At 50.8% G+C, this 19,433-nt stretch carries 14 protein-coding genes and 1 pseudogene; 5 read left to right on the top strand and 10 right to left on the bottom strand.

Going from position 1 to position 19,433, the window contains the following annotated elements; genetic code table 11:
• The 8 genes and pseudogenes from AB5542_RS07450 to AB5542_RS07415 form a co-directional block, all read right to left on the bottom strand.
• Nucleotides 1-327, bottom strand: a pseudogene (locus tag AB5542_RS07450) (hypothetical protein); the annotation flags it as partial.
• Complete coding sequence (gene tet(Q) / locus AB5542_RS07445) at nucleotides 327-2,252, bottom strand: tetracycline resistance ribosomal protection protein Tet(Q) (RefSeq protein WP_004291466.1); 1,926 nt, start codon at nucleotides 2,250-2,252, stop codon at nucleotides 327-329. The pseudogene AB5542_RS07450 and the gene tet(Q), both read right to left, overlap by 1 nt.
• A 657-nt stretch (nucleotides 2,253-2,909) precedes the next feature.
• The gene (locus tag AB5542_RS07440) at nucleotides 2,910-8,726 is read right to left on the bottom strand and encodes an N-6 DNA methylase (protein WP_004291462.1); all 5,817 of its coding nucleotides are present in this window, start codon (nucleotides 8,724-8,726) and stop codon (nucleotides 2,910-2,912) included.
• On the bottom strand, nucleotides 8,716-9,168 hold the full coding sequence (locus AB5542_RS07435; protein ID WP_004304266.1) for a DUF1896 domain-containing protein: 453 nt from the start codon (nucleotides 9,166-9,168) through the stop codon (nucleotides 8,716-8,718). The genes AB5542_RS07440 and AB5542_RS07435 overlap by 11 nt, the downstream gene beginning before the upstream one ends.
• 162 nt (nucleotides 9,169-9,330) lie before the next feature.
• Nucleotides 9,331-11,418: a type IA DNA topoisomerase gene (gene topB / locus AB5542_RS07430; RefSeq protein ID WP_004291456.1), complete on the bottom strand. Its 2,088-nt coding sequence runs from the start codon at nucleotides 11,416-11,418 to the stop codon at nucleotides 9,331-9,333.
• 60 nt (nucleotides 11,419-11,478) lie between these two features.
• Nucleotides 11,479-13,050 (bottom strand): DUF3945 domain-containing protein, encoded by a 1,572-nt coding sequence (locus tag AB5542_RS07425; RefSeq protein WP_004291455.1) that lies wholly within the window; start codon nucleotides 13,048-13,050, stop codon nucleotides 11,479-11,481.
• 20 nt (nucleotides 13,051-13,070) lie between these two features.
• On the bottom strand, nucleotides 13,071-13,421 hold the full coding sequence (locus tag AB5542_RS07420; protein ID WP_004291454.1) for a helix-turn-helix domain-containing protein: 351 nt from the start codon (nucleotides 13,419-13,421) through the stop codon (nucleotides 13,071-13,073).
• Between the two features lie 3 nt (nucleotides 13,422-13,424).
• Complete coding sequence (locus AB5542_RS07415; RefSeq protein WP_004304264.1) at nucleotides 13,425-13,787, bottom strand: helix-turn-helix domain-containing protein; 363 nt, start codon at nucleotides 13,785-13,787, stop codon at nucleotides 13,425-13,427.
• Between the two features lie 201 nt (nucleotides 13,788-13,988).
• Between AB5542_RS07415 and AB5542_RS07410 the strand changes: the two genes are divergently transcribed.
• Entirely contained in the window at nucleotides 13,989-14,288 is a 300-nt protein-coding gene (locus AB5542_RS07410; protein WP_004291426.1) for a helix-turn-helix domain-containing protein, read from the top strand.
• A gap of 31 nt (nucleotides 14,289-14,319) precedes the next feature.
• A complete protein-coding gene (locus AB5542_RS07405) occupies nucleotides 14,320-14,625 on the top strand; it encodes a helix-turn-helix domain-containing protein (protein WP_004291424.1) in 306 nt (101 codons plus the stop codon).
• 77 nt (nucleotides 14,626-14,702) lie between these two features.
• Here AB5542_RS07405 and AB5542_RS07400 read toward each other — a convergent pair whose 3' ends face one another.
• On the bottom strand, nucleotides 14,703-15,065 hold the full coding sequence (locus tag AB5542_RS07400) for a hypothetical protein (RefSeq protein ID WP_004291423.1): 363 nt from the start codon (nucleotides 15,063-15,065) through the stop codon (nucleotides 14,703-14,705).
• Between the two features lie 11 nt (nucleotides 15,066-15,076).
• Entirely contained in the window at nucleotides 15,077-16,312 is a 1,236-nt protein-coding gene (locus AB5542_RS07395; protein ID WP_004291422.1) for a site-specific integrase, read from the bottom strand.
• Between the two features lie 403 nt (nucleotides 16,313-16,715).
• Here AB5542_RS07395 and AB5542_RS07390 point away from each other — a divergent pair, with 403 nt between their 5' ends.
• Genes AB5542_RS07390 through AB5542_RS07380 form a run of 3 tightly spaced genes read left to right on the top strand, consistent with a single transcriptional unit; the run spans nucleotide 16,716 to nucleotide 19,409 of the window.
• Nucleotides 16,716-17,945 carry an ABC transporter permease gene (locus AB5542_RS07390; RefSeq protein ID WP_279037702.1) on the top strand — a complete coding sequence of 410 codons (1,230 nt, stop codon included), beginning with the start codon at nucleotides 16,716-16,718 and terminating at the stop codon, nucleotides 17,943-17,945.
• 4 nt (nucleotides 17,946-17,949) lie between these two features.
• Nucleotides 17,950-18,723, top strand: a complete 774-nt coding sequence (locus AB5542_RS07385) for an energy transducer TonB (RefSeq protein ID WP_279037704.1) — start codon at nucleotides 17,950-17,952, stop codon at nucleotides 18,721-18,723.
• A complete protein-coding gene (locus AB5542_RS07380; protein ID WP_279037705.1) occupies nucleotides 18,720-19,409 on the top strand; it encodes a ComF family protein in 690 nt (229 codons plus the stop codon). Before AB5542_RS07385 ends, AB5542_RS07380 begins: the two co-directional genes overlap by 4 nt.
• Nucleotides 19,410-19,433 lie beyond the last annotated feature (24 nt).

Raw genomic sequence — 19,433 nt, 5'->3', positions numbered from 1 at the left:
ACTGCGCACACTATCGATGCGCTCTGCTGGATAGGTGGCCTTGAAACGGCAGAGCATACTGTCCATTGCCATACGCCGTGCATGGTAATGCTCGATATCTTTATCGTTCCATTCCAGTATTGTTTCACCCAATAGAGAAAATTTTATCATTTGAATATTGATATTGTTTATTTCTTTTCGGAGCTCGTCTATTTTTTTATTGCCAAGTTCTAATGCTTCTATCTCCTGCCATTCATAGAGGCTATTATATGCCATACATCCGATAAGAATGGAGATAAGTATATATCCCAACCGTATTGCCTTATAGAAATTTCCTGACCGCTCCATTATTTTAATGACATTGATTTTTGGAACATGAATAAAAGTTTATCTTTTTCGTTCATGCGGATATTATCAGAATAACCGTCTTTTGTTATTTGATACCCACATGGCTTAACCATAAAAATGCCTAAGCCCTTAGTGTACGAACTTACTTCTGAGGCATAGTCTTTACTTGTATTTAATGGAACTTTCCCTTTAATATGACACCACTCATTATTACAACTGATGTCTTCAATCTCAGACATCAGTTTTTGCAAATCTGTAATAGCTTTGGAACTCGCTACTTGGGGTATCTGCAACTCAAAACAGAGCATCGGTTCGAGAATGTCCACACCTGACTGTTGCAAAGCCAGCCTGAAGACATAAGGGGTCAGCTGTCTGAAATCAGCAGGTGTACTTACCGGGCTATAATACTCGGCTTGAGTAAAAGTTACTTTCAGATCTGTCACTTCCCATCCATGTAAACCAGATTGGCAAGACATACGAATCCCTTCAAAAACGGCATTTTGAAAAGAATGGTTCAGATAACCATAGGAGATGTCACTTTCGATTTGCAACCCTGCCCCTAACGGTAAGGGTTCAAGAGTCAGCCCTATTGTGGCCCAGTAAGGGTTGGGTGGTACTTCGATCTGAATAATCTTATTGACCTTTTTTATAGGTCGTTCTTTGTAGATAGTCTTGATCTCATCAAAATGGACCTTTACGGAAAATCGTTCTTCCAGCAATGTCTGTATGATTTCCTTTTGGGTCAAACCATATAACGAGATTTCCAATTCATCACTATATGAGTTTATGGAAAAGGACAAAGACGGGTCTTCAATCCACAATGTATTCAGAGCGGATATCACCTTGCTTCTCTCTTCGGGCTTATTTGGCCGGACGGAGGATTTGAGAGCGGGATGCTGATGAGATAATCCTTGAATCAAACAAGGTTTAGCACCTAAATAATCTCCGATTCGAAAATCTTCTATATCTTCTACAATCGCGATATCATTGGCACCCACTTCATCAACATTTATCTCTCTGCCCTGATAAATAGTCTTTAGATTTTTAATCTTGATGAATTTTTCCGAATCGTTGATTCTTACAACGTCTCGAAGTCTCAGACTTCCGTCAATTATTTTAAGAAAACTTCTTTTATGCCCTTTGGGGTCATGCTCTATCTTATAGAGATAAGCTGAAAGTCTGTTTGAGACTGATGCCGGAGGAAGTATAAAAGAAGAAATGGCGTCCAACAACTCATTGATACCGATATTGAACATTGCTGATCCATGTAGCACCGGATAGACTTTGGCTTTTGCCACAAGAGCGATTATCGTATTCCAATAATCAGCCGGTGAAATTTCGCTATCCGCCAAATATCGTTCTAATATATCGTCGTCATGGTTGCATACAAATTCTTTGTATTCTTCCTTTATATATGTTTGGGAGCAAACCGGATAAACCGATCCATCGACAACAGTTTGCATAAACAGGACATCTTGCGACAGATTTGTTTTTATATCCATATACAAACGCTCCAAATTCACACCGGCACGGTCAATCTTATTGATAAATATAATTGTCGGGATTTGCAGCTTTTGTAAAGTACTGAACAGCAACTTTGTCTGCGCTTGTATGCCTTCCTTTGCGGATAAGATGAGGACTGCTCCATCAAGCATTTTGAATGTCCGCTCCACTTCCGCAATAAAATCCATGTGTCCCGGAGTGTCAATGATATTGCATTTCACTCCATTCCAGATAATAGATGTCGTAGAAGCCCGGACAGTAATTCCTCTACGTTTCTCTATATCCATAGAGTCCGTTATGGTGTCACCATTATCCACACGGCCGCACTTTTCCGTTGCTCCACTGGCAAACAGCAGATTCTCGGTTACGGAAGTTTTTCCTGCATCAATGTGAGCAAGAATTCCTAAATTTATAATATTCATTTGGATTAAGCAATAATATACTACAGTAGATGCATTGTCGAAACGCACCTTTTAATACCTCCTCGTAGCATATGAGAACTACAGGATTACTAACTCGTATTAATATGTATATTATTACTGCCGCATAACGATTACAAAATTACACAAAAAAATATATCTAACAAAAGTGGGAGGATTTTTTAACTTTTTACCATAGACATTTTATTAGGGAAGCGTAGGTTCAACTGGCAAGTACAAATAAGTAGAAATGTTTGAACAACACCGTTTTAGGAAGTTGAAAAATCAAGTTTCTCTCTCGGTATAGCGTTTATTTTGGCCAATATCTTCTTTAGTTTAGCATTTGTGTATTTCCCATTCGTGTTCTATTTAGCTCCTTATTATGAGTATGTAGCAAGTTACTTATCAAATTCAGCCTCTTTGAGGGTCAAATATGGTTTTGCAAATGGTGACTGACAAGACATAAACAAGGTCAGCAGGAATTTTTTACATAAATGGACATGAATGTATATAACCTAAAATAAGAATAAATTTTAATAAGGGCTGCCCAAAAAGAAAAAAATGCAGTTGCCATCCTATAGATACTTGCAGAAAGGATAAAATTTACTTTTAGACCTTTTGGGATAGCCCTTATTAATACTTCAGATAAAATTCCTTAGGTTATATTTTCAATCCTTTGGACCGGGTTTCCTCCTTGGCATACAGTCCCGGACGCCCGATTATGACATGGTTGGCAACGATACTATCCGCCGGACTGCGTATCTGCGGCGGTGCATTTTCGGGATATTGCGCCTGCCTGTTCCTCACATCTTCCGCTTCCGGCTTGAGCTGTTGCCCTTCATTCTCCTTTTCTGCGACTTCGGGCGTGGGTGGCGCAAGCTCCAGCTGAATTTTTCGGTCAAGGGCGGCAAGTTCGGACTTCAACTGCTTCAGCTCGTCCTCCTTCTTCCACACCTTACCCGCTATCTCCTGTAACTGCGGTATCTCCATCTCCAGCACCTCGTTCTTCGCCTTGTACTGGTCGATGATGGAGGGTATCCTCTCCATCGCGTTGAGGAAGTTGCGGGCGGCGGCCAACGGGTCAGCCATCGCCAGATGCCCGTTGTTGTAGGTGTACTTGTAGTTCCCCTCGACCACGAAGCGGTTGTCGGTGAACTCCAATCCCTCTTTGAGTATCCTTTCGCTCACCACCTTTATCGGAAAACCGTAAAGTTCACCGACCTGCGTGTACAACCCTCCGGTCGTGGCATTCTTGGCTATCTCCTGCAAACGCTTTCCGATGACCTTCTCATCGGCGGAATCCACTCCGTCCACCTTTATTATATTAAGGCGGTTGCCCTCCTTGTCGGTCTGCACCACCGACAGGAAGCGGTTCCAGTCCTCCGTCATGGCATCTATGAAAGCCGTGTTGTTGCGCAACTCGCCGGTCTTTGACTCCAGCTTGAACTCCGAATCACGCTTGCCCTTGTTGAACGACTTGCGTTCCCCTTCGAGCGATGCGATCCGCTTTTCCAGTTTCGCCTTGTCCAACAGGTCGGTATTGCCGGAGAGCAACGCCATGTATTCCGAGAAATTCATGCCCGATTTTTCGTCCATTGCCCCCTCGTCGATGGTACGCGCACCCATCGCACCGCTTTTGAGCTGGCTTATGAAAGTCTGCTTGCAGTGCAGGAGGTTGAACTTGTAGCTGTCCAGTGACTTCTCCACCGCGTAGATGATTACATCCACGTTGTTCCCGGCGAAATGTTTGGCAATCTCATTACCTGCCCTAACTCCGCGTCCGTCACGCTGTTGCAAGTCGGACGGTCGCCACGGCGTATCGAGATGATGGATAGCCACACACCGTTTCTGGGCGTTCACACCCGTTCCGAGCATAGAGGTAGAGCCGAACAGCACACGCACCGTCCCGGCGTTCATGGCGTCTATCACCGCCTTCCGCGCCTTGTCGGTCTTGCACTCCTGAATGAAGCGCACCTCGCTTGGCGGTATACCGTAGTCCTCCGTCAGTTTGCGCTTGATTTCCGAATAGACGTTCCACCCGTCGCCCGGCTGGTATGTCCCCAAATCAGAGAAAACGAACTGCGTGCCTTTCTGGGCGTCGTATTTTTGATAATACTCCGCGATCATCTTGGCACAGTGACTCGCTTTGTTGTCGGGATGATCTTCGTAATTCGGGTCTATCATGCGCATGTCGAGTGCCATTTTCCGGGCATAGTCCGTGGCGATGAGCATCTTCGCCTTTTCTTCCGTTTCCGAAAGCGGCAGCCTGCCCAACAAGGTGGCATCGCCCGTCTTGGCGAACTGCATCAGTTTCTGTATGAAGTCCTCCTGTTCCGGCGTGGGCGGTATATGGTGCAGTATCTCGTTCTTGGCAGGACGGTCAACGCCCACATCCTCCGCCGTGCGGTAGTCCGTGATTTCATTATAGAAGGCGGCAAGCTCCGGCACTTTGATGAAGTAGCGGAAACGCTCCTTCTGGACCACATTGTTCGTCACGTTAAATTCAAAATCCGTCGTCTTCTTGGCAAATATCGCCGCCCAAGCGTCGAAACACCTTATGTCCTGCCGTTCCAGCTCCTTCGGGCGCAGGTACTTGAACAGCAGGTACAATTCAGTCAGTGAGTTGCTGATAGTCGTGCCGGAGAGGAAGGTCGCACCCAAGTCTTTTCCTGTGCGCTCCTGTATGGTGCGTATGGCAAAGAGCATGTTAAGTGCCTTCTGGCTTCCCTCGCTGTTTCCCAATCCCGCCACACGGTCGTGGCGCGTGTTGAAAGTCAGATTCTTGAACTGGTGGCTCTCATCTATGAAGATGTGGTCGATGCCCATCTGCTTGAAATCCACCACGTCGTCCGTGCGTGACTTTATGGCGTGTTCCACCTTCTCCAGCTTCGCTTCAAGGTTGTGCTTGCGCTTCTCCAATCCTTTCAGCATCGCCCGCGACACGTTCTTTCCCTGCTGCCGTAGCACTTCGAGGTTTTCCTCCACCGTGTCAAGCTCTGCTTGCAGGATGCGCTGCTGCAATTCCGGCGACTGCGGTATCTTGCCGAACTGGTCGTGCGACATGATGACGCAATCGTAGTCGTTGTTCTTTATATTATTGAAGAAGCGCACACGGTTGGCGGTCGAAAAGTCCTTCTCCGAAGCGTACAGAATACGTGCGTTGGGATATGCCGCCTGATAGGTGGCTGCAATCTCCGCAACGTTGGCTTTCAGCCCGATAATCATCGGCTTGTGTGCCAAATTCAGACGCTTCATCTCATGCGCGGCGATGCACATTATCAGCGTCTTACCGGTTCCCACCTCGTGGTCGCAAATTCCGCCGCCGTTCTGTTTCAACATCCAGACGCAATCCATCTGTGAGGGATAGACGCTCTTGATACCCCGGCTTGCCAGCCCTTTCAGGTTGAGGTCGGGAAAGGTCTGATGGGAGCCGTCGTAGCGCGGGCGCACGAAACAGTTGAACTTGCGGTTATACATCGTCACAAGCCGCTCCTTGAACTGCGGCGACTGCTCTTCGAGCCATTCGGAGAAGCCGTTTCGTATCTCGTCAATCTTGGCGTTGGCGAGTTGTATTCCCTCGCTGTCGCGCATCTTGATGTCGTTGCCATGCTCGTCCTTGCCGATGGACTTCATCATGTCAGGGCAGGTGTTGTGCAGGGCGTGTTTTAGGAGGTGCATACCGTCATAGTTCCGGTAATACCCCTTCACCAGAAACTCGTCCGTGATTTTCATGGTGCGGTAGCCGCACACCACCGAAAACTCGTCCATGCTTGCGGAATAGGCGATTTTCACCTCCGTGTCGAACAGCCGGCTCATGTAGGCGGCATAGACACCCGTCGGAATCCAGCGTTCCCCGAAATTGAAGTCCAGATCCTCGAAGGCGATGCGCTGCGGCTCGGCATCTTTCAGAGCCTCCAACGCCTGCTTCACCTCCGGCATACGCTCATTTTCGGGATTGTCACCCATCCATGCCTCTATGCGTTCCGCTTTCTCTATGACATTTCCGGCGATGAAACGGTCTTTGATTTCGTAACCGGTCACGAGCGGATTGTAGTAGATGCGCCCTTGCAGGGCAGTGAGCAAATCCTCCGCCGTGCTGTCGGTTATCTCCCGCATATAGTCGAGATTGACCGTACCATATTTGTTGAGCGACGCAGACAGGGCTTCTTCGGGAGAGCCTACGTTGGCATGGCTCTCCACCGCGAAGGAAACAGGATGCTCGAAGATGTCCGCCTTGACGAACTTTCCGTTTTCCATCCGTTCCAGCGAAAGGATGTCGCGCCCGCCCGCATCCATCATCACTAACTTCACGTTCTGCTTGGCGTTGAGGTTGCCGTAGCGCATGACAAACTCATCGTAACAGGTATTCAGATGCTCTCGCCACGGAACATTTGCCTCGCGCCGGAGCGATTCATAACGGTACAGACGCTCGTAGGCGTCACGCAGCGACACATACAACAACGCCTTTTCCTTCTGGTATCCTTTCAGGTCGAGCGGCTGGAATGTCGCCCCGTATGGCGTGATGTCTTTCAGGTAGCCGATGTTATGACGCCCCCGGTCAGCCACCAGCGACCCTTCGCGCAGGTGCATCTCCGGCGTGCGGTGGTAGGCACGCGGAGAAAGGTCCACGACTTCCTCCTTCGGCTTTTCCGCTTCGATGTCGGGGAAAAGGAAAGTCCCCACCGCTTCCGATGGGGTATCTGTAACGGCAGGTGCGGCGACTGCCTCCGGCTGTGTTTCCTCCTGTCGTGGCTGCTCACGGGAAGTTTCCGGCACGGCTTTCACTTCCGTCTTTTCCGCCACTTGTTTCTCGTTATGCTGCCTTGCCAGTTCCCGAAGTTCTTTCCTACGCTCCGGCGTCAAACCCATCATCATTTCATAGAAACCGTTGATGGGAGGATTGGTATCCCAGTCCAGTGTGGCATAGATGTCGTCCGGGTCGGCAGGCTTGGCGGTGTTCTCCGCTTTCACCTCCTTATTCTCCATTGCGGGTTTTGCAGTTGGAGCTGTCGGTGTAACCGTGACTTTCGGTTTGGGCGGAGTGGACTTTGCCGTAACTGCCTTTTTCACCGTCTTTTTCTTTTTGGAGGTTTTCGGTTGGCTGACCTCTTCCGTCATCCCCCAGAGGTCAAGCAGGGTGAGCTGCACGCCTGCGGAATATTGCGGGCGCGGTTCTATCTCCGGCTTTTCATCTGCGGGTTGCGGCTTTTCTGTCGGAGTTTCCACCGTCTGCGCCGAGGATACTGTTTCCAATTTTATGGCAGGACGCTCTACTTTATTTTGAACGGCAACTTTTTCTTCCGTTCCTGCCTGCCGGATTGAACCCGAATACAAGCGCATGGCAAGCCTGTAATGGAAATCCTCGTCGAGCATACGGCGCAAATCCCCGGCGATGCCTGCTGCCTTGCCCTCGTGCAGATAAACCATAGCGGGCTTCCCGTAGGGGTCTGTGTCAAGTTTCGCCATCGTATGCACGATGCGTTCCGGGTGGTGGATGAAATAGGCGTTGTCGGTCAGGGCGGTTTTCGTGTCCGTCTGTATCACGGTCATCAGCCGCTCGTCCTGCGACATTTCCTTCTTGCTGAGGTTCTTTTGCAGGACAATCAGGTCACTGCCCACCTCCGTGCCCGCGTTGTCCGTGAACAGGTTGTTGGGCAGGCGTATCGCGGATACCAGATTGGCCTGACTGAACAGCTCGTTACGCACGGAGGTCTTGGTGCTATTCAATACCCCTTGCGAGGTGATGAACGCCACGATACCGCCGTCACGCACGGCATCCAGTCCTTTGAGAAAGAAATAGTTGTGGATGGTTTTCTGGGCGGAGCGTCTGCCGAAAGAGTCGCTCCGCTGAAACTCCGCGTCGAACACGGCAATGTCACCGAACGGAATGTTGGACACCGCCAAGTCGAAATAATTGTTGAACGGTCTTTCGATTTTCTCAAAACCGCAGGTGCGCATTTTCTGGTCGGGATAGAGATGCCTCAAGATTGTACCCGTGAGCAGATCCTTCTCGAAAGCCATCACATCCGCATTGGGGCTGTGCCGCAGCATGGAATCCACGAACACGCCGACACCTGCCGACGGTTCGAGCATACGGGCGGGGCGGACGCTGTAATCTGCCAGCACGTCCGCGATGGTGTCGGTTATCTCTTTGGGGGTGTAGAAAGCGGTCAGCACGGACGCTTTCAGCGAATCCACAAACCGCTTGTACTCTGTTTCGTCCTTGCTGTTCTCACGGATAAGCCTGTGCAGCTCCACCGTCGGGGCGAACAGTTCGAGGTCGGATTTCGCCCACCGGACGGCATCCGTCAGTTCCTTTGCAGGGTTGAGGATACATTTCAGACCGCCGAAACCGCAGTACCTTTGAAGTATGGCACGCTCTTCGGTTGTCGCTGTCCTATTTTCCCTGTCAAGGATGAATGCCGTCCGTATCGCCTCGATGTTGTCCCGCAGTTTCTGTTTGCGGTTAAACGCCATATTCGTCTAAGTAAAGGACGGTTGCTCCCGTCAGCTCCGTGTAGAGCAGGTCGTAATCGGAAGACAGGGCGAAATTGTCATCCGAGAGGTCATAGACGGAGAACACGTTGCCGACAAGCGGCAGCAGTTTCAGGACAAAGGCTTCACGCTTCTCTTCCGGCACTTCATCGGCAAACTCGTTTTCCACGACTTCGCGGAGGATGGCGTAACGGGAATAATGCAGCCCGCGCAGCAGCGTGTCCATCGCCAGTTCCTGCGCACCATCGGCGGGATAGCCTTCAAGCCGTGCCCTCTCATACGTTTCGGCGGCACGGTCGGCCCGTTCCCGTATGAAAGCGGTGTCGTCAGCCTGTTCAAACTTGTTCGTGCGGAGATAGTCCAGCAGGTACAGACCGTAATAGGAAAAGTCGGTCTGACCCTCGTTTTTCTTCTTGTTGTTCATTACTTTGGATTTAGCGGATTGATAATTAACGGGATAATCGGTTGGAAAAAGGAAGAAAAAGGCACTCGGTATCCCTCCGAGTGCCACCACTAAATCCAAAGTATGAGTGTAATCCGGTATCGAAGAACAATTCATTACTCTGAACAAGTGGCAAAGTTAATACTATTTCTTCCGTCCTGAAAATTTCTTGTCCTTTTTAGCCTCCGGGAACACAAAAGTCGTGTTATATTCCCCGTCAAAGGCGACAACAGCATCGAAACTCTTGCCCTGTTTGCTCTTGAACCCTTTGAGCAGCTTGGTATGCCCTTCGGTGAGCAGGTCTTTGATTTCATCGTCGGACAGGGTGCGTCCCGCTTTCAGCCGGAACACGGGCAGTCCGCACTCCGTGTTGTCGCAGCGTACCACCTTGCCGTAGAACCGCATCCTGCCCGTGCCACACTTGGGACACGCGCAGCCGGAGTCACGGCTGCCGAAGAGCTTGTCGCACGAGATCAGTTCGGAGGTTATCTCACGTGTGTACGCCTCTATCTCCTTGCGGAAGGTGTCGTCGGACAGTTCCCCGCGCTCGATACGCGCCAGCTCCTTTTCCCATTCGCCCGTCATGGCAACATCGGCGATGCGCATCGTCTTGACGACGGAATTGAGGGCAAGTCCTTTTTCGGTGGGAACAAGCGACTTCTTGCAGCGTTCCATGTAACCGCGCTTGAAAAGCGTTTCGATGATGGAGGCGCGTGTGGCGGGAGTACCGATGCCACAGTCCTTCATCGCCTGCCGCAGTGCGTCGTCCTCAATTTCCTTGCCCGCCGTTTCCATTGCCGAGAGCAGGGTGGCTTCGGTATGCAGCGGCTTGGGTTTGGTCTTTCCTTCGGTAATGGACGAGCCTTTCGGTGTCAGCGTGTCGCCTTCCTGCCAGCCGGGGATGGTAATTTCCTCTTTTTCCTCGCCATAGACGGCACGCCATCCGGTTTGCTTCACGACGCTGCCTTTTACGGTAAACTCCACTCCGGCACATTCCGCCGTGACAGTGGTCACATCCTTGACGCATTTCTCAGAGAATGCCTCGACCATGCGCCCGGCAATCATCTGATAGATGGTATTGTCCTCTTTGGAGAGGAAGAGCGGTTTCTCACCCGTGACGAGCAGGGCATGGTGGTCTGTCACCTTGCCGTCGTCCACGCTGCGGCGTGTCGGGGCGGCTTTTGCCCGCACCTTGTCTTTCCATTCGGGCTGTGTGCCGATGAAAGCGAGCAGTTTGGGAATTTCGGCAAACACGTCTTCGGGGATGTAGCGGCTTCCCGTTCTCGGATAGGTTATCAACTTCTTTTCGTAGAGTTTCTGCGCGATTTCAAGCGTCTGTTCCGCCGTGAAGCCGTGCTTGGCGTTGGCTTCTTTCTGGAGCGTGGTCAGGTCGTAGAGCAAGGGAGTTTCCTCCGTCTTCTCCTTGCGCTCGGCTTTCGTGACAGTGGCGCAACCTGCCGCCTTTACCTTATTATATAGTTCCATCGCCGGTTCTTTCTCTTTCCATTTCTCGGAGGATGAGAATTTCACGACTTCGCCGTCGCAACCGTCCGTTGCGATATGGAGCTGCCAGAATGCTTCGGACGTAAAGCGGCGGTTCTCCCAGTAGCGTTCACATACCATAGCCAACGTTGGTGTCTGCACCCGCCCCACGGAATACGTGCCGTGTCCGGCGGCGATGGATAACGCCTGTGTGCCGTTGATGCCCACGAGCCAGTCGGATTCGCTCCGCGCTTTGGCGGCGAGGTAGAGGTTGTCGTATTTGCTGCCGTCTTCGAGTTTCCGCAGTCCCTCGCGGATAGCTTTGTCGGTGAGAGAGCTGATCCACAGGCGCACGAAAGGAGTGGTGCAACCCGTATAGTGGTAGAGGTAGCGGAAGATAAGCTCTCCCTCGCGTCCGGCATCGGTCGCCACGATGATATGTTCGCTTGTGTCGAACAGTCTTTTGATGACTTTTATCTGCGACACCACGCCGCTGTCGGGCTTGTAACCTTTCTCCGTCCTGACCTGACGGGGGACGAGCGTGAATGTGTCGGGAATAATCGGGAGGTTGTCACGGACAAATCCGCGCACGCCGTAGCCGTCGGGCATGGCAAGCTGAACGAGGTGTCCGAATGCCCATGTCACGGCATAACCGCCTCCCTCGAAATATCCTTCCTCTCTCTTTGTCGCGCCCACGATGCGGGCGATTTCACGTGCCACGGAGGGCTTTTCTGCAATGATTGTCTTCATGTCTTCTTCTTTTTTGTTGATACTTTGGATTTTATTTTGGATTCAGTGGCGGACACGGGATTACATTTTCATGCCCTTGCCCGTTTTCTTCTGCGGCTTCTCCTGCTGCTGTTGCTGGCGGGCGTCCTTCGGGTTGGTCTGACCTTTCTGCAACGGCTCTCTCAGATTCTTTGTAGCCTCGTTGGTCTTGCCATCGTTGTTCACCGCCACCTGCGTGCGGCTCTCGTTGGACGGAGCAACCTGCTGTGCATTGTCAGGGTTCGTGTCGTAGCGGTACGGGCGTCCCTTCTCCGGGTTGAACTTGATATACATCGTGGCATGGAAGCCCTGCTTGTCGGTCACGTTCTCCAGCTTCACGGCTTTACCCGCCACATAGTCGGCTTTCTGCTGGTCGGTGAAGCTCACGCCGCTCCATTTGCTGATGGGGCGGATGCTGCCGTCCTCGTTCGTCCACGTGTTGCGGCGTTGCTCCTTCTTGGTCTGTGCGGCATTTTCCCCGCCCTGCGCCTGACTTTTCGATGTGTCGCCTTTGGTTTCCTGTGTCTGTGCGGTACGGGGCGACTTGCCGGTTCCCGGCACGAACTCCACGCCGCGCTGCTCCACGTTCACTTGCAGGGTGGTGACGAACTTTCTGCCGTCGTTGCGCTCGATGAGCTTGTCGCGTACGGGCAGTCCGGCGCGGAGCATGTCCCGCTCCTGCGTGGTGATTTCCGTCTTGCCGATGCGCTCCGGGATGCGCACCCTGCTTGCCGGAATGTCCGTGATTTCATTCGTCTTGCGGTCGATGCTGATGTAGGAGGGGATGATCTCGCCCGTTTCCCTGTCCACAATGTCCACGACCCTACCGAGATTGCCCGTTTCGCGGAGGTTCTTCCGGTCATTGTCGGAGAATTTGTGTTCCTTGTACTCATCCAGCTTCTGCTCCTTGCGGATGAAGTGCGGCACGAGGCTGATGTTTCCCTCACCGTCCTTCTTGAAGGAGAGGCGGGCGTCCAGCTCGAATGATTCGCCGCCGAAGGTCGGTTTGACCTTTACCAAGTCGGACTTGCCATAGTTGAGCATCTTCGTAAGGTCGCCGGACTTTTCAAGGTTGTCCCGCTTTACGCCCCATCTGTCCTCCAGCTCCTGCCAGTTGATTTTACTCTCGTCGATGGGCTGGTAGCCACGTTTGCCCTGCATCTGTTCGGATTTGTCCTGTTGCTGTTCTTTCCGTTGTTCCATGTTCTCCTGTTTTTGAGGTTCTTGTTTCTCTGTCTGTTGTGCTGCCATCTCTTCCTGCACCTTCTTCTCATAGTCGGAGGTGTCCACCTTGTGAGGGGCGAGCAGCTCCTTGTTCGCTTCGGGGTCTTTCAGCAGTTGCTTCATCACCTCTAAGAGATTTTCAGCTTGGTCTGCCGCAATGCGGTAGAAACCGAAGCGGCTGGGTTCCTTGCACTGCCGGAAGAAGTTCTTGAAGAAGTTGTCCAGCACGTCGCCATGTCGGTCGAATTGCAGGAAACTCTGCGCGTTCTCCGCTTTTGCGGGGGTGCGCTTGGGTGTGCCGTCCGCGTTCAGCCCGGCTACCACGCTGATCTCGCCTGTCTTCTCGTCACGGACTACCAGCACGTCCTTTTCGTCTTTTTTCTTTGCCATCTGAAAAATGTTTTAATGGGTTATTTATGAAAGAAATTATGGATACGAGCCTTGTAGAAGGCTATATCTTCCTTTTTGAAGTCCTTGATATGGTTGGAAAGGAATGTCAGCACGTCCTCCTCGCTGTAATAGGTCTTCTTGCCCAGCGTCTTGTAGGGCAATGCGCCTACGCTGCGGTAGCGTTGGAGGGTGCGTTTGCTTATCTGGAGCAACATGCACAAATCCTGATTGTCGAAAAGGCGGATGCTTTCCGTGATAGTGGGCTGTTTCCCCTCAGCCTTCATCGCCAGCAGCAGTTCGTCCTGACGGTCGAGCCGTTCCATCAGCTTCTGCATCCAGCCCTCGAAGTTGTTTCGTGTGAGCAGTTCCATGACCTATGTCCTCCTTCCTTTTGGTTTGCCGCCCGTGCGCAGCGTGTGGTTGTGGAACAGGGTGTCTATTGTCCCTTCCTCGTTCCTTACTGTGTTGTCCTCCAATAGCCGCAGTATCTCGGAAAGGCGGTAGCGGCAGCTTCCGCGTACCACCACATACTCGATACGGTGGTCGGTGCGCATACGCTGCATGGTGCGCTTGCTCACGTTGAGCATCTTCGCCGCCTGTGCCGTGTCAAGCAGCTTGTCTTCGGTTTCCCGCTTCCGTTTCTTCTCGTCCCTTGCCTCGCGGATGTACCCTGCGATGTTCGCAATCTGCGCCATCATCTCCTTGTAGGCGGAACTTTCCATTGTTATCACTTTCATGTTCAGTCCTTTCTTTTTGTTTCTGCGACAAAATTCGGCAATAAACAAAAGGGGCTTTAACAACTCACTACGTGACTCACGTAAGATTTTTGCGGAAGATGGCTCCGTAACCCGGTCAAACGGCGCAACAGGCAGCCTTTCAGCGGAAAACGATACGTCTTGTATGCCGTTTCGTTACCTTTGCGGCAAACTCTAAATGACATGAATATGGAAATAGTATCTATCGAGAAAAAGACTTTCGAGATGATGGTGGCGGCATTCGGCGCACTCTCGGAGAAGGTCGCCGCCCTGAGGCGCAAAAGCGACACGGGGCGCATGGAAAGATGGCTCACGGGCGAGGAGGTCTGCGGGCAGTTGAGAATAAGCCCGCGCACGTTGCAGACGCTGCGTGACAGGCGGCTTATCGGCTACTCGCAGATAAACCGCAGGTTCTATTACAAGCCAGAGGAGGTGAAGCGGCTGATACCGCTTGTCGGCACGCTCTATCCGCACGGCAGATGATTTGATTTATTCACCCACTGAATCCGAAGTTATGATGAACGAGAACAACGATGTTTTTACGATGGAAGACGAGCCGATAGCCTCTGTGGTGCAGGATATGCGCAAAGGCTCGAAATGGCTGTCCGCATTTCTGGAAAGCTACCGTCCTCCGCTGGACGGGGAACGTTACCTGACGGACGGCGAGGTGTCGGAACTGCTCCGTGTGAGCCGGCGCACCTTGCAGGAATACCGCAACAACCGCGTGTTGCCCTTCATACTTTTGGGAGGGAAGGTGCTTTACCCGGAAACGGGGCTGCGCGGGGTACTGGAAGCGAACTACCGCAAGCCGCTGGAGTGAGGCGGTTTCATGAAAAAGTAAACGGGTGACACCTTTTGTGGTGCTACCCGTTTACTTGTCTTATGGGGTATGTGCAATCAGCAATACCCGGCTTTTCCGTTCTGTATGAACATCACGTATGTCTGCCGTTTCTCTTGTGAGAGTGCCTTTCCCACCAGCCATGTGCGGAACAGGTGGGTGTTGTAGGTATTCACCCTGAAAGCGACCGGGATGATGATTTCAAGGGCGTACACGTCCGCGTGCAGCCCGTTTTCAAGCTGCATGTAGCGGCACACCTCGTAGTCGTTCAGCACGTCCGACTTGCGGACGGCTCTGATGGCGGCGTTCACTGCCGGGACGGTCGTATGGAACAATCCGGCTATTTCGGTGGCGGTCATCCACACGTCGTTACCGGTTACGCTGACTGCCTTGTCCTCGATGATGATTGTGTCACGTTTCATGGCTTTTCTTTTTAGATGGTGCAACCTGCAAATTCCTCGACGCCGTTCAATCTTGCGGCAAGGTTCTCCATGTCCTGATTGAGCTTCTCTTTGGTTATCTTTGCGTAAATCTGCGTCGTCTTTATGCTCTTGTGTCCGAGCATGGAGCTGACCGTTTCGATGGGAACACCGTTGGAGAGGAATATCGTCGTGGCTGCCGTGTGGCGGCTCTGATGCCACGTGATATGCTTGGTGATGCCGCAACGCTTGGCGACGGCACGGATACCGGCAAGGCACGTGTTATAATGCGGAACGGGAAATATCCTGCCGTCCCCGCACAGTCCCCGGTATTTGCCGATTATGCGGTTGGCGATGTCGAGCAGGCGGATGTTGGACACCACGCCCGTTTTCTGGCGGTTGATGTTTATCCACTCGTGTTCGTCGAAGTAGGTGCGGATATTCTCTTCCGTAAGGTTGCGCATATCCGCGAACGACAGCCCCGTGAAGGCGCAGAACAGGTAGAGGTCGCGGTACAATTCCTGTTTGGCGTTTTTCAGTTTCCCCTCCATCAGCAGGCGGATCTCATCTTTGGTCAGGAAACTGCGTGTTGTTTCCTCCTTCTTGATTTCATACTCGCGGAACGGGTCGCGCGTCAGCCACTCGTTGTTGATGGCGATGAATACCATCGTCCGTAACGGGCAGACGTACAGCCACACGGTATTGGTGCAGCAGTGCTTGTCCGTGCGCAGGAACATCTCGAAGTCGGAGATGAAAGCCGGGGTAAGCTCTTTTAGGGCGATGTCCTTCACATGGTAGCGGATGTCGAGGAACTCTTGCATGTGCTTGTAAACGGTGCGGTACTTCAGCAGCGTGCCTTTGGCTTTCATGCCTGCCTCCACCTGCTTCTCGTAGTCCTCGTTGTGCTGGCGGAACACCTGCATCAGCGTGTGGTAGCGGTGTTCCAGTCCGAGAAAGGCGTTCTTCACCTTCTCCGCCGTGACGAAGTTGTCACGCTCCATGATTTCCTGATAATGCCTGTTGATGCGTACCCGCATCTTGTCAAGCATACGGTTCGTTTCGAGTGCCGCCGTGCTTCTGCCCGTGACACGTCCACCTTTGGTGTCCCACAGTTTCGGATCGACAGTCAGTTTGCAGCTGAACTGTGTCTGGCTGCCGTCCACCGTGATGCGTCCCATGACGGGAACTGTCCCGTCCTTTTTCACTACCTGACGCTTGAGGTAGTAGATTACTGAAAATGTACTCTTCATTGTCCTTAATTTTTGGGTTTCAAAATTAGTTGGTGAAGAGTCCGGTGTTGGTACGCAAAACGGGGAGGAACGGCGCAATCTTTTTCCGTAACCTGATTTTTCGCATGAGTTATGGATAACTCACTATTCCTTAGAGCCTTGTTTCGCTATTCGTACCCGTTTGTCGCATTTTCGGGCATGGTTACGAACAAGTAACGTAGCGGCGTCAGGATTTGGCTTCGGCAGGGATTGTAATGGCTTCACGGATTATCGCCACTTCAACCAAAACCCTTGTAACTCAATTCTATCACTATATCTTTCCGCATTTCACTTTTTTGTAGTAACTTTGCAGACGGATAATAGTAAAATTGAAATATTGAAGTGATCGTCATTTTCAATTTTCAATTTTCAATTTTCAATTGTTATGAATCTGGAATGGTACATTGCGCGTAGGTTGTTGAAAGGAGACGGCACGAAATCCGTGTCGGTGCCGATCGTAAAGATTGCGATTGTTGGGATCGCCTTGGGGTTGTGCGTGATGTTATTGTCGTTGTTTATTATCACGGGGTTTAAGTACGAGATCACAGAGAAATTGTCGGGTTTCACGGCTCATTTGAGCGTGGTGCCTTTTGTTCCCGGTTCGACGAGTGAGGGGGGAGTGGTCCGTGAATCGGAGAGTCTGGTGAAAGGCTTGAAAGAGGTGGAAGGTGTGAAGAACGTGTACGGGTATATCGAAAAGCCCGCAATTTTCAAGAGTAAAGAGGAGATTCACGGGGTGGTATTGAAAGGGGTAGATGTGGGGTATGATGTTGTTTTTTTCAGGGAGAATCTGAAGGAGGGAAAAATGCCTGATTTTAAAACGGAACGGGCGTCAAATGAAATATTAATTTCTGCCTCCGTGGCGGATATGCTGGAAATCGGTGTCGGTGGAAAAGTCACGGCCCATTTCGTGCAGGACCCGCCGAGAGCGAGAGTGTTTACCGTTGCCGGAATTTACGACACGGGTTTCAAGGAGTATGATGACGTGATGGTGTTGGTTGATGAACGACATCTGGCGAAATTGAATGACTGGGGGCCGGGGGAGGTTTCCGGGATTGCTATCGAACTGGAGGATGTGGAGCGATTAAACGAGGTGGTAGAGGAGGTGGAAAGTGTCGTGTATGATGCGAGTGGAAATTACGAGGTACAGACGCTTGCCGACGTGGCTCCGCAAATTTTTGACTGGTTGGCGTTGTTGAACATGAACGTGTGGGTGATCCTGATTTTGATTGTCACGGTGGCCGGTTTTAATATGGTGTCGGGGTTATTGATTTTGATTCTGGATAAGACTACTTTAATCGGGATATTGAAAGCGTTAGGCTACAAAAATGTTTCTTTGCGAAAATTGTTCCTGTACATATCGGCGGGATTGATTATTAAAGGAATGTTATGGGGAAATGTGCTGGCCTTTGTTTTGGCAGGAATTCAGGCGATATTCCGTGTGATTCATCTTGATCCTGTGACGTATTATATGGACACGGTTCCAATTAATTTTAGTCTCGGATACGTGATATTATTGAATGTAGGAGTAATCGTGATAACCGTTTTAATGCTGATTGTCCCAACGATGCTGATTTCCAAGATTAGCCCGGTGAAGGCGATTAAATTCGAGTAAAGTTATGAGCGTGAAAAATGATATATATGCTATTAGAGATTCTCTGTTGGATTGGTTGAAGGAACACCGACATGGTGTGATGGGTACGGTAATTTTTCATCTCGTGCTTGCTATCTTTTTGGTTTGTGTCGGAATTTCACGTTTGGATTCGCAACAGAGGATGGAAATCGAGATTGATATGCCGGAGCCGGAAATCGTTCAGCAAAAGCAAGAGGAGCAAAAAAAGAAGGAGCAAATTCTCCAACAAAGCGCTGACGAGGAGGTGAACGAGATGTTGCGTTCGTTGGCGGTGAACGAGGATGCCGTGAAGAAAAATACTGAAACCCAGCCTCACGAACGAGTAGAAGAGTATATTGAACAGATCCAGGAGGAGATTGATAGTGATTACGGGGGACGTTACCGGGCGAATAAAAACAAGCATTACAAGGAGGATAGTATTCGTGTTCAGCGGGATAAAAAGGAACGGATGTTGGATTCACTCCAATCCACGGTTTACGTGGGGAAGAGTAGCGTGTCATATAATATAAAAGGGCGTTACAAGACTTATCTGCCGATTCCTGTTTATAAATGCGAGTTCGGTGGAAAAATCGTGGTTGCGGTAGTCGTGAATCGGCAAGGACAGGTTATTAAGGCTGAGGTGGTGGATGCGGAGTCGAATAAAGATGATTCTTTGCGGGAGGTGGCAGTAGATGCAGCCTTGAAGTCGGAATTTAACGTTGACGAGAAAGCCCCGGAACGACAGACGGGAACGATCACGTATAATTTTGTCAAACAATGACACGGTTTGTTTCTTCTATTTTTTCCCGCTTTTTCAGATTGTTATATCCCCGCACGTGCGTGGTGTGTGGTGATGTTTTGGTTGATGGTGAGCTTTTTTTGTGTTCAGCTTGTTTAAGCGGTTTGCCTTTGAACGAGGGTGTTGATGAGGAGGCGGACAAGGTGCTTGCGGATGATTTGGGAATCGAGCATTTATACTGGTTGTTCCGTTATGACCGGGCAAGTGATTTTCATAAATTAGTGTACGCTATCAAGTATCGTTCCAACCGGGAATTGGGCGTGTGGGCCGGGAAAATGTTGGGAGAACGGATGAAAGATGTCCGTGGGATTGATTGTATTATTCCCGTGCCGCTACATCCCGAACGGGAGAAGAAACGGGGATTTAATCAGGCTTTTCTGATTGGCACGGGGATTGTAAGTGTTTTAGGAGGACGGATCGAGCCGGAAGTGTTAAGGCGAGTGGTAAACACCCCTTCACAAACAGGTTTGGAACGGGGACAACGGGCTGATAACGTGGCCGAGGCTTTCGAGCTGGGGAATACGACTCGAGTGGAGGGATGCCACGTGTTGTTGGTAGATGATGTCGTGACAAGTGGAGCCACGATCCGGGCGTGTATGATGGAATTGAGTAAAATCAAGGGAGTACGGGTAAGTGTTGCTTGTTTGGGAAAGTCCGGCAGCATCTAAAAAAACTTGAATCTTAAATCTAAA

Source organism: Butyricimonas sp. RTP31003st1_G1_RTP31003_210430 (genome assembly GCF_040920905.1).
Classification (GTDB): Bacteria; Bacteroidota; Bacteroidia; order Bacteroidales; family Marinifilaceae; genus Butyricimonas; species Butyricimonas paravirosa.
Note: the sequence above shows the minus strand (reverse complement) of the source record. Positions and strands in the feature narration are given on the sequence as shown.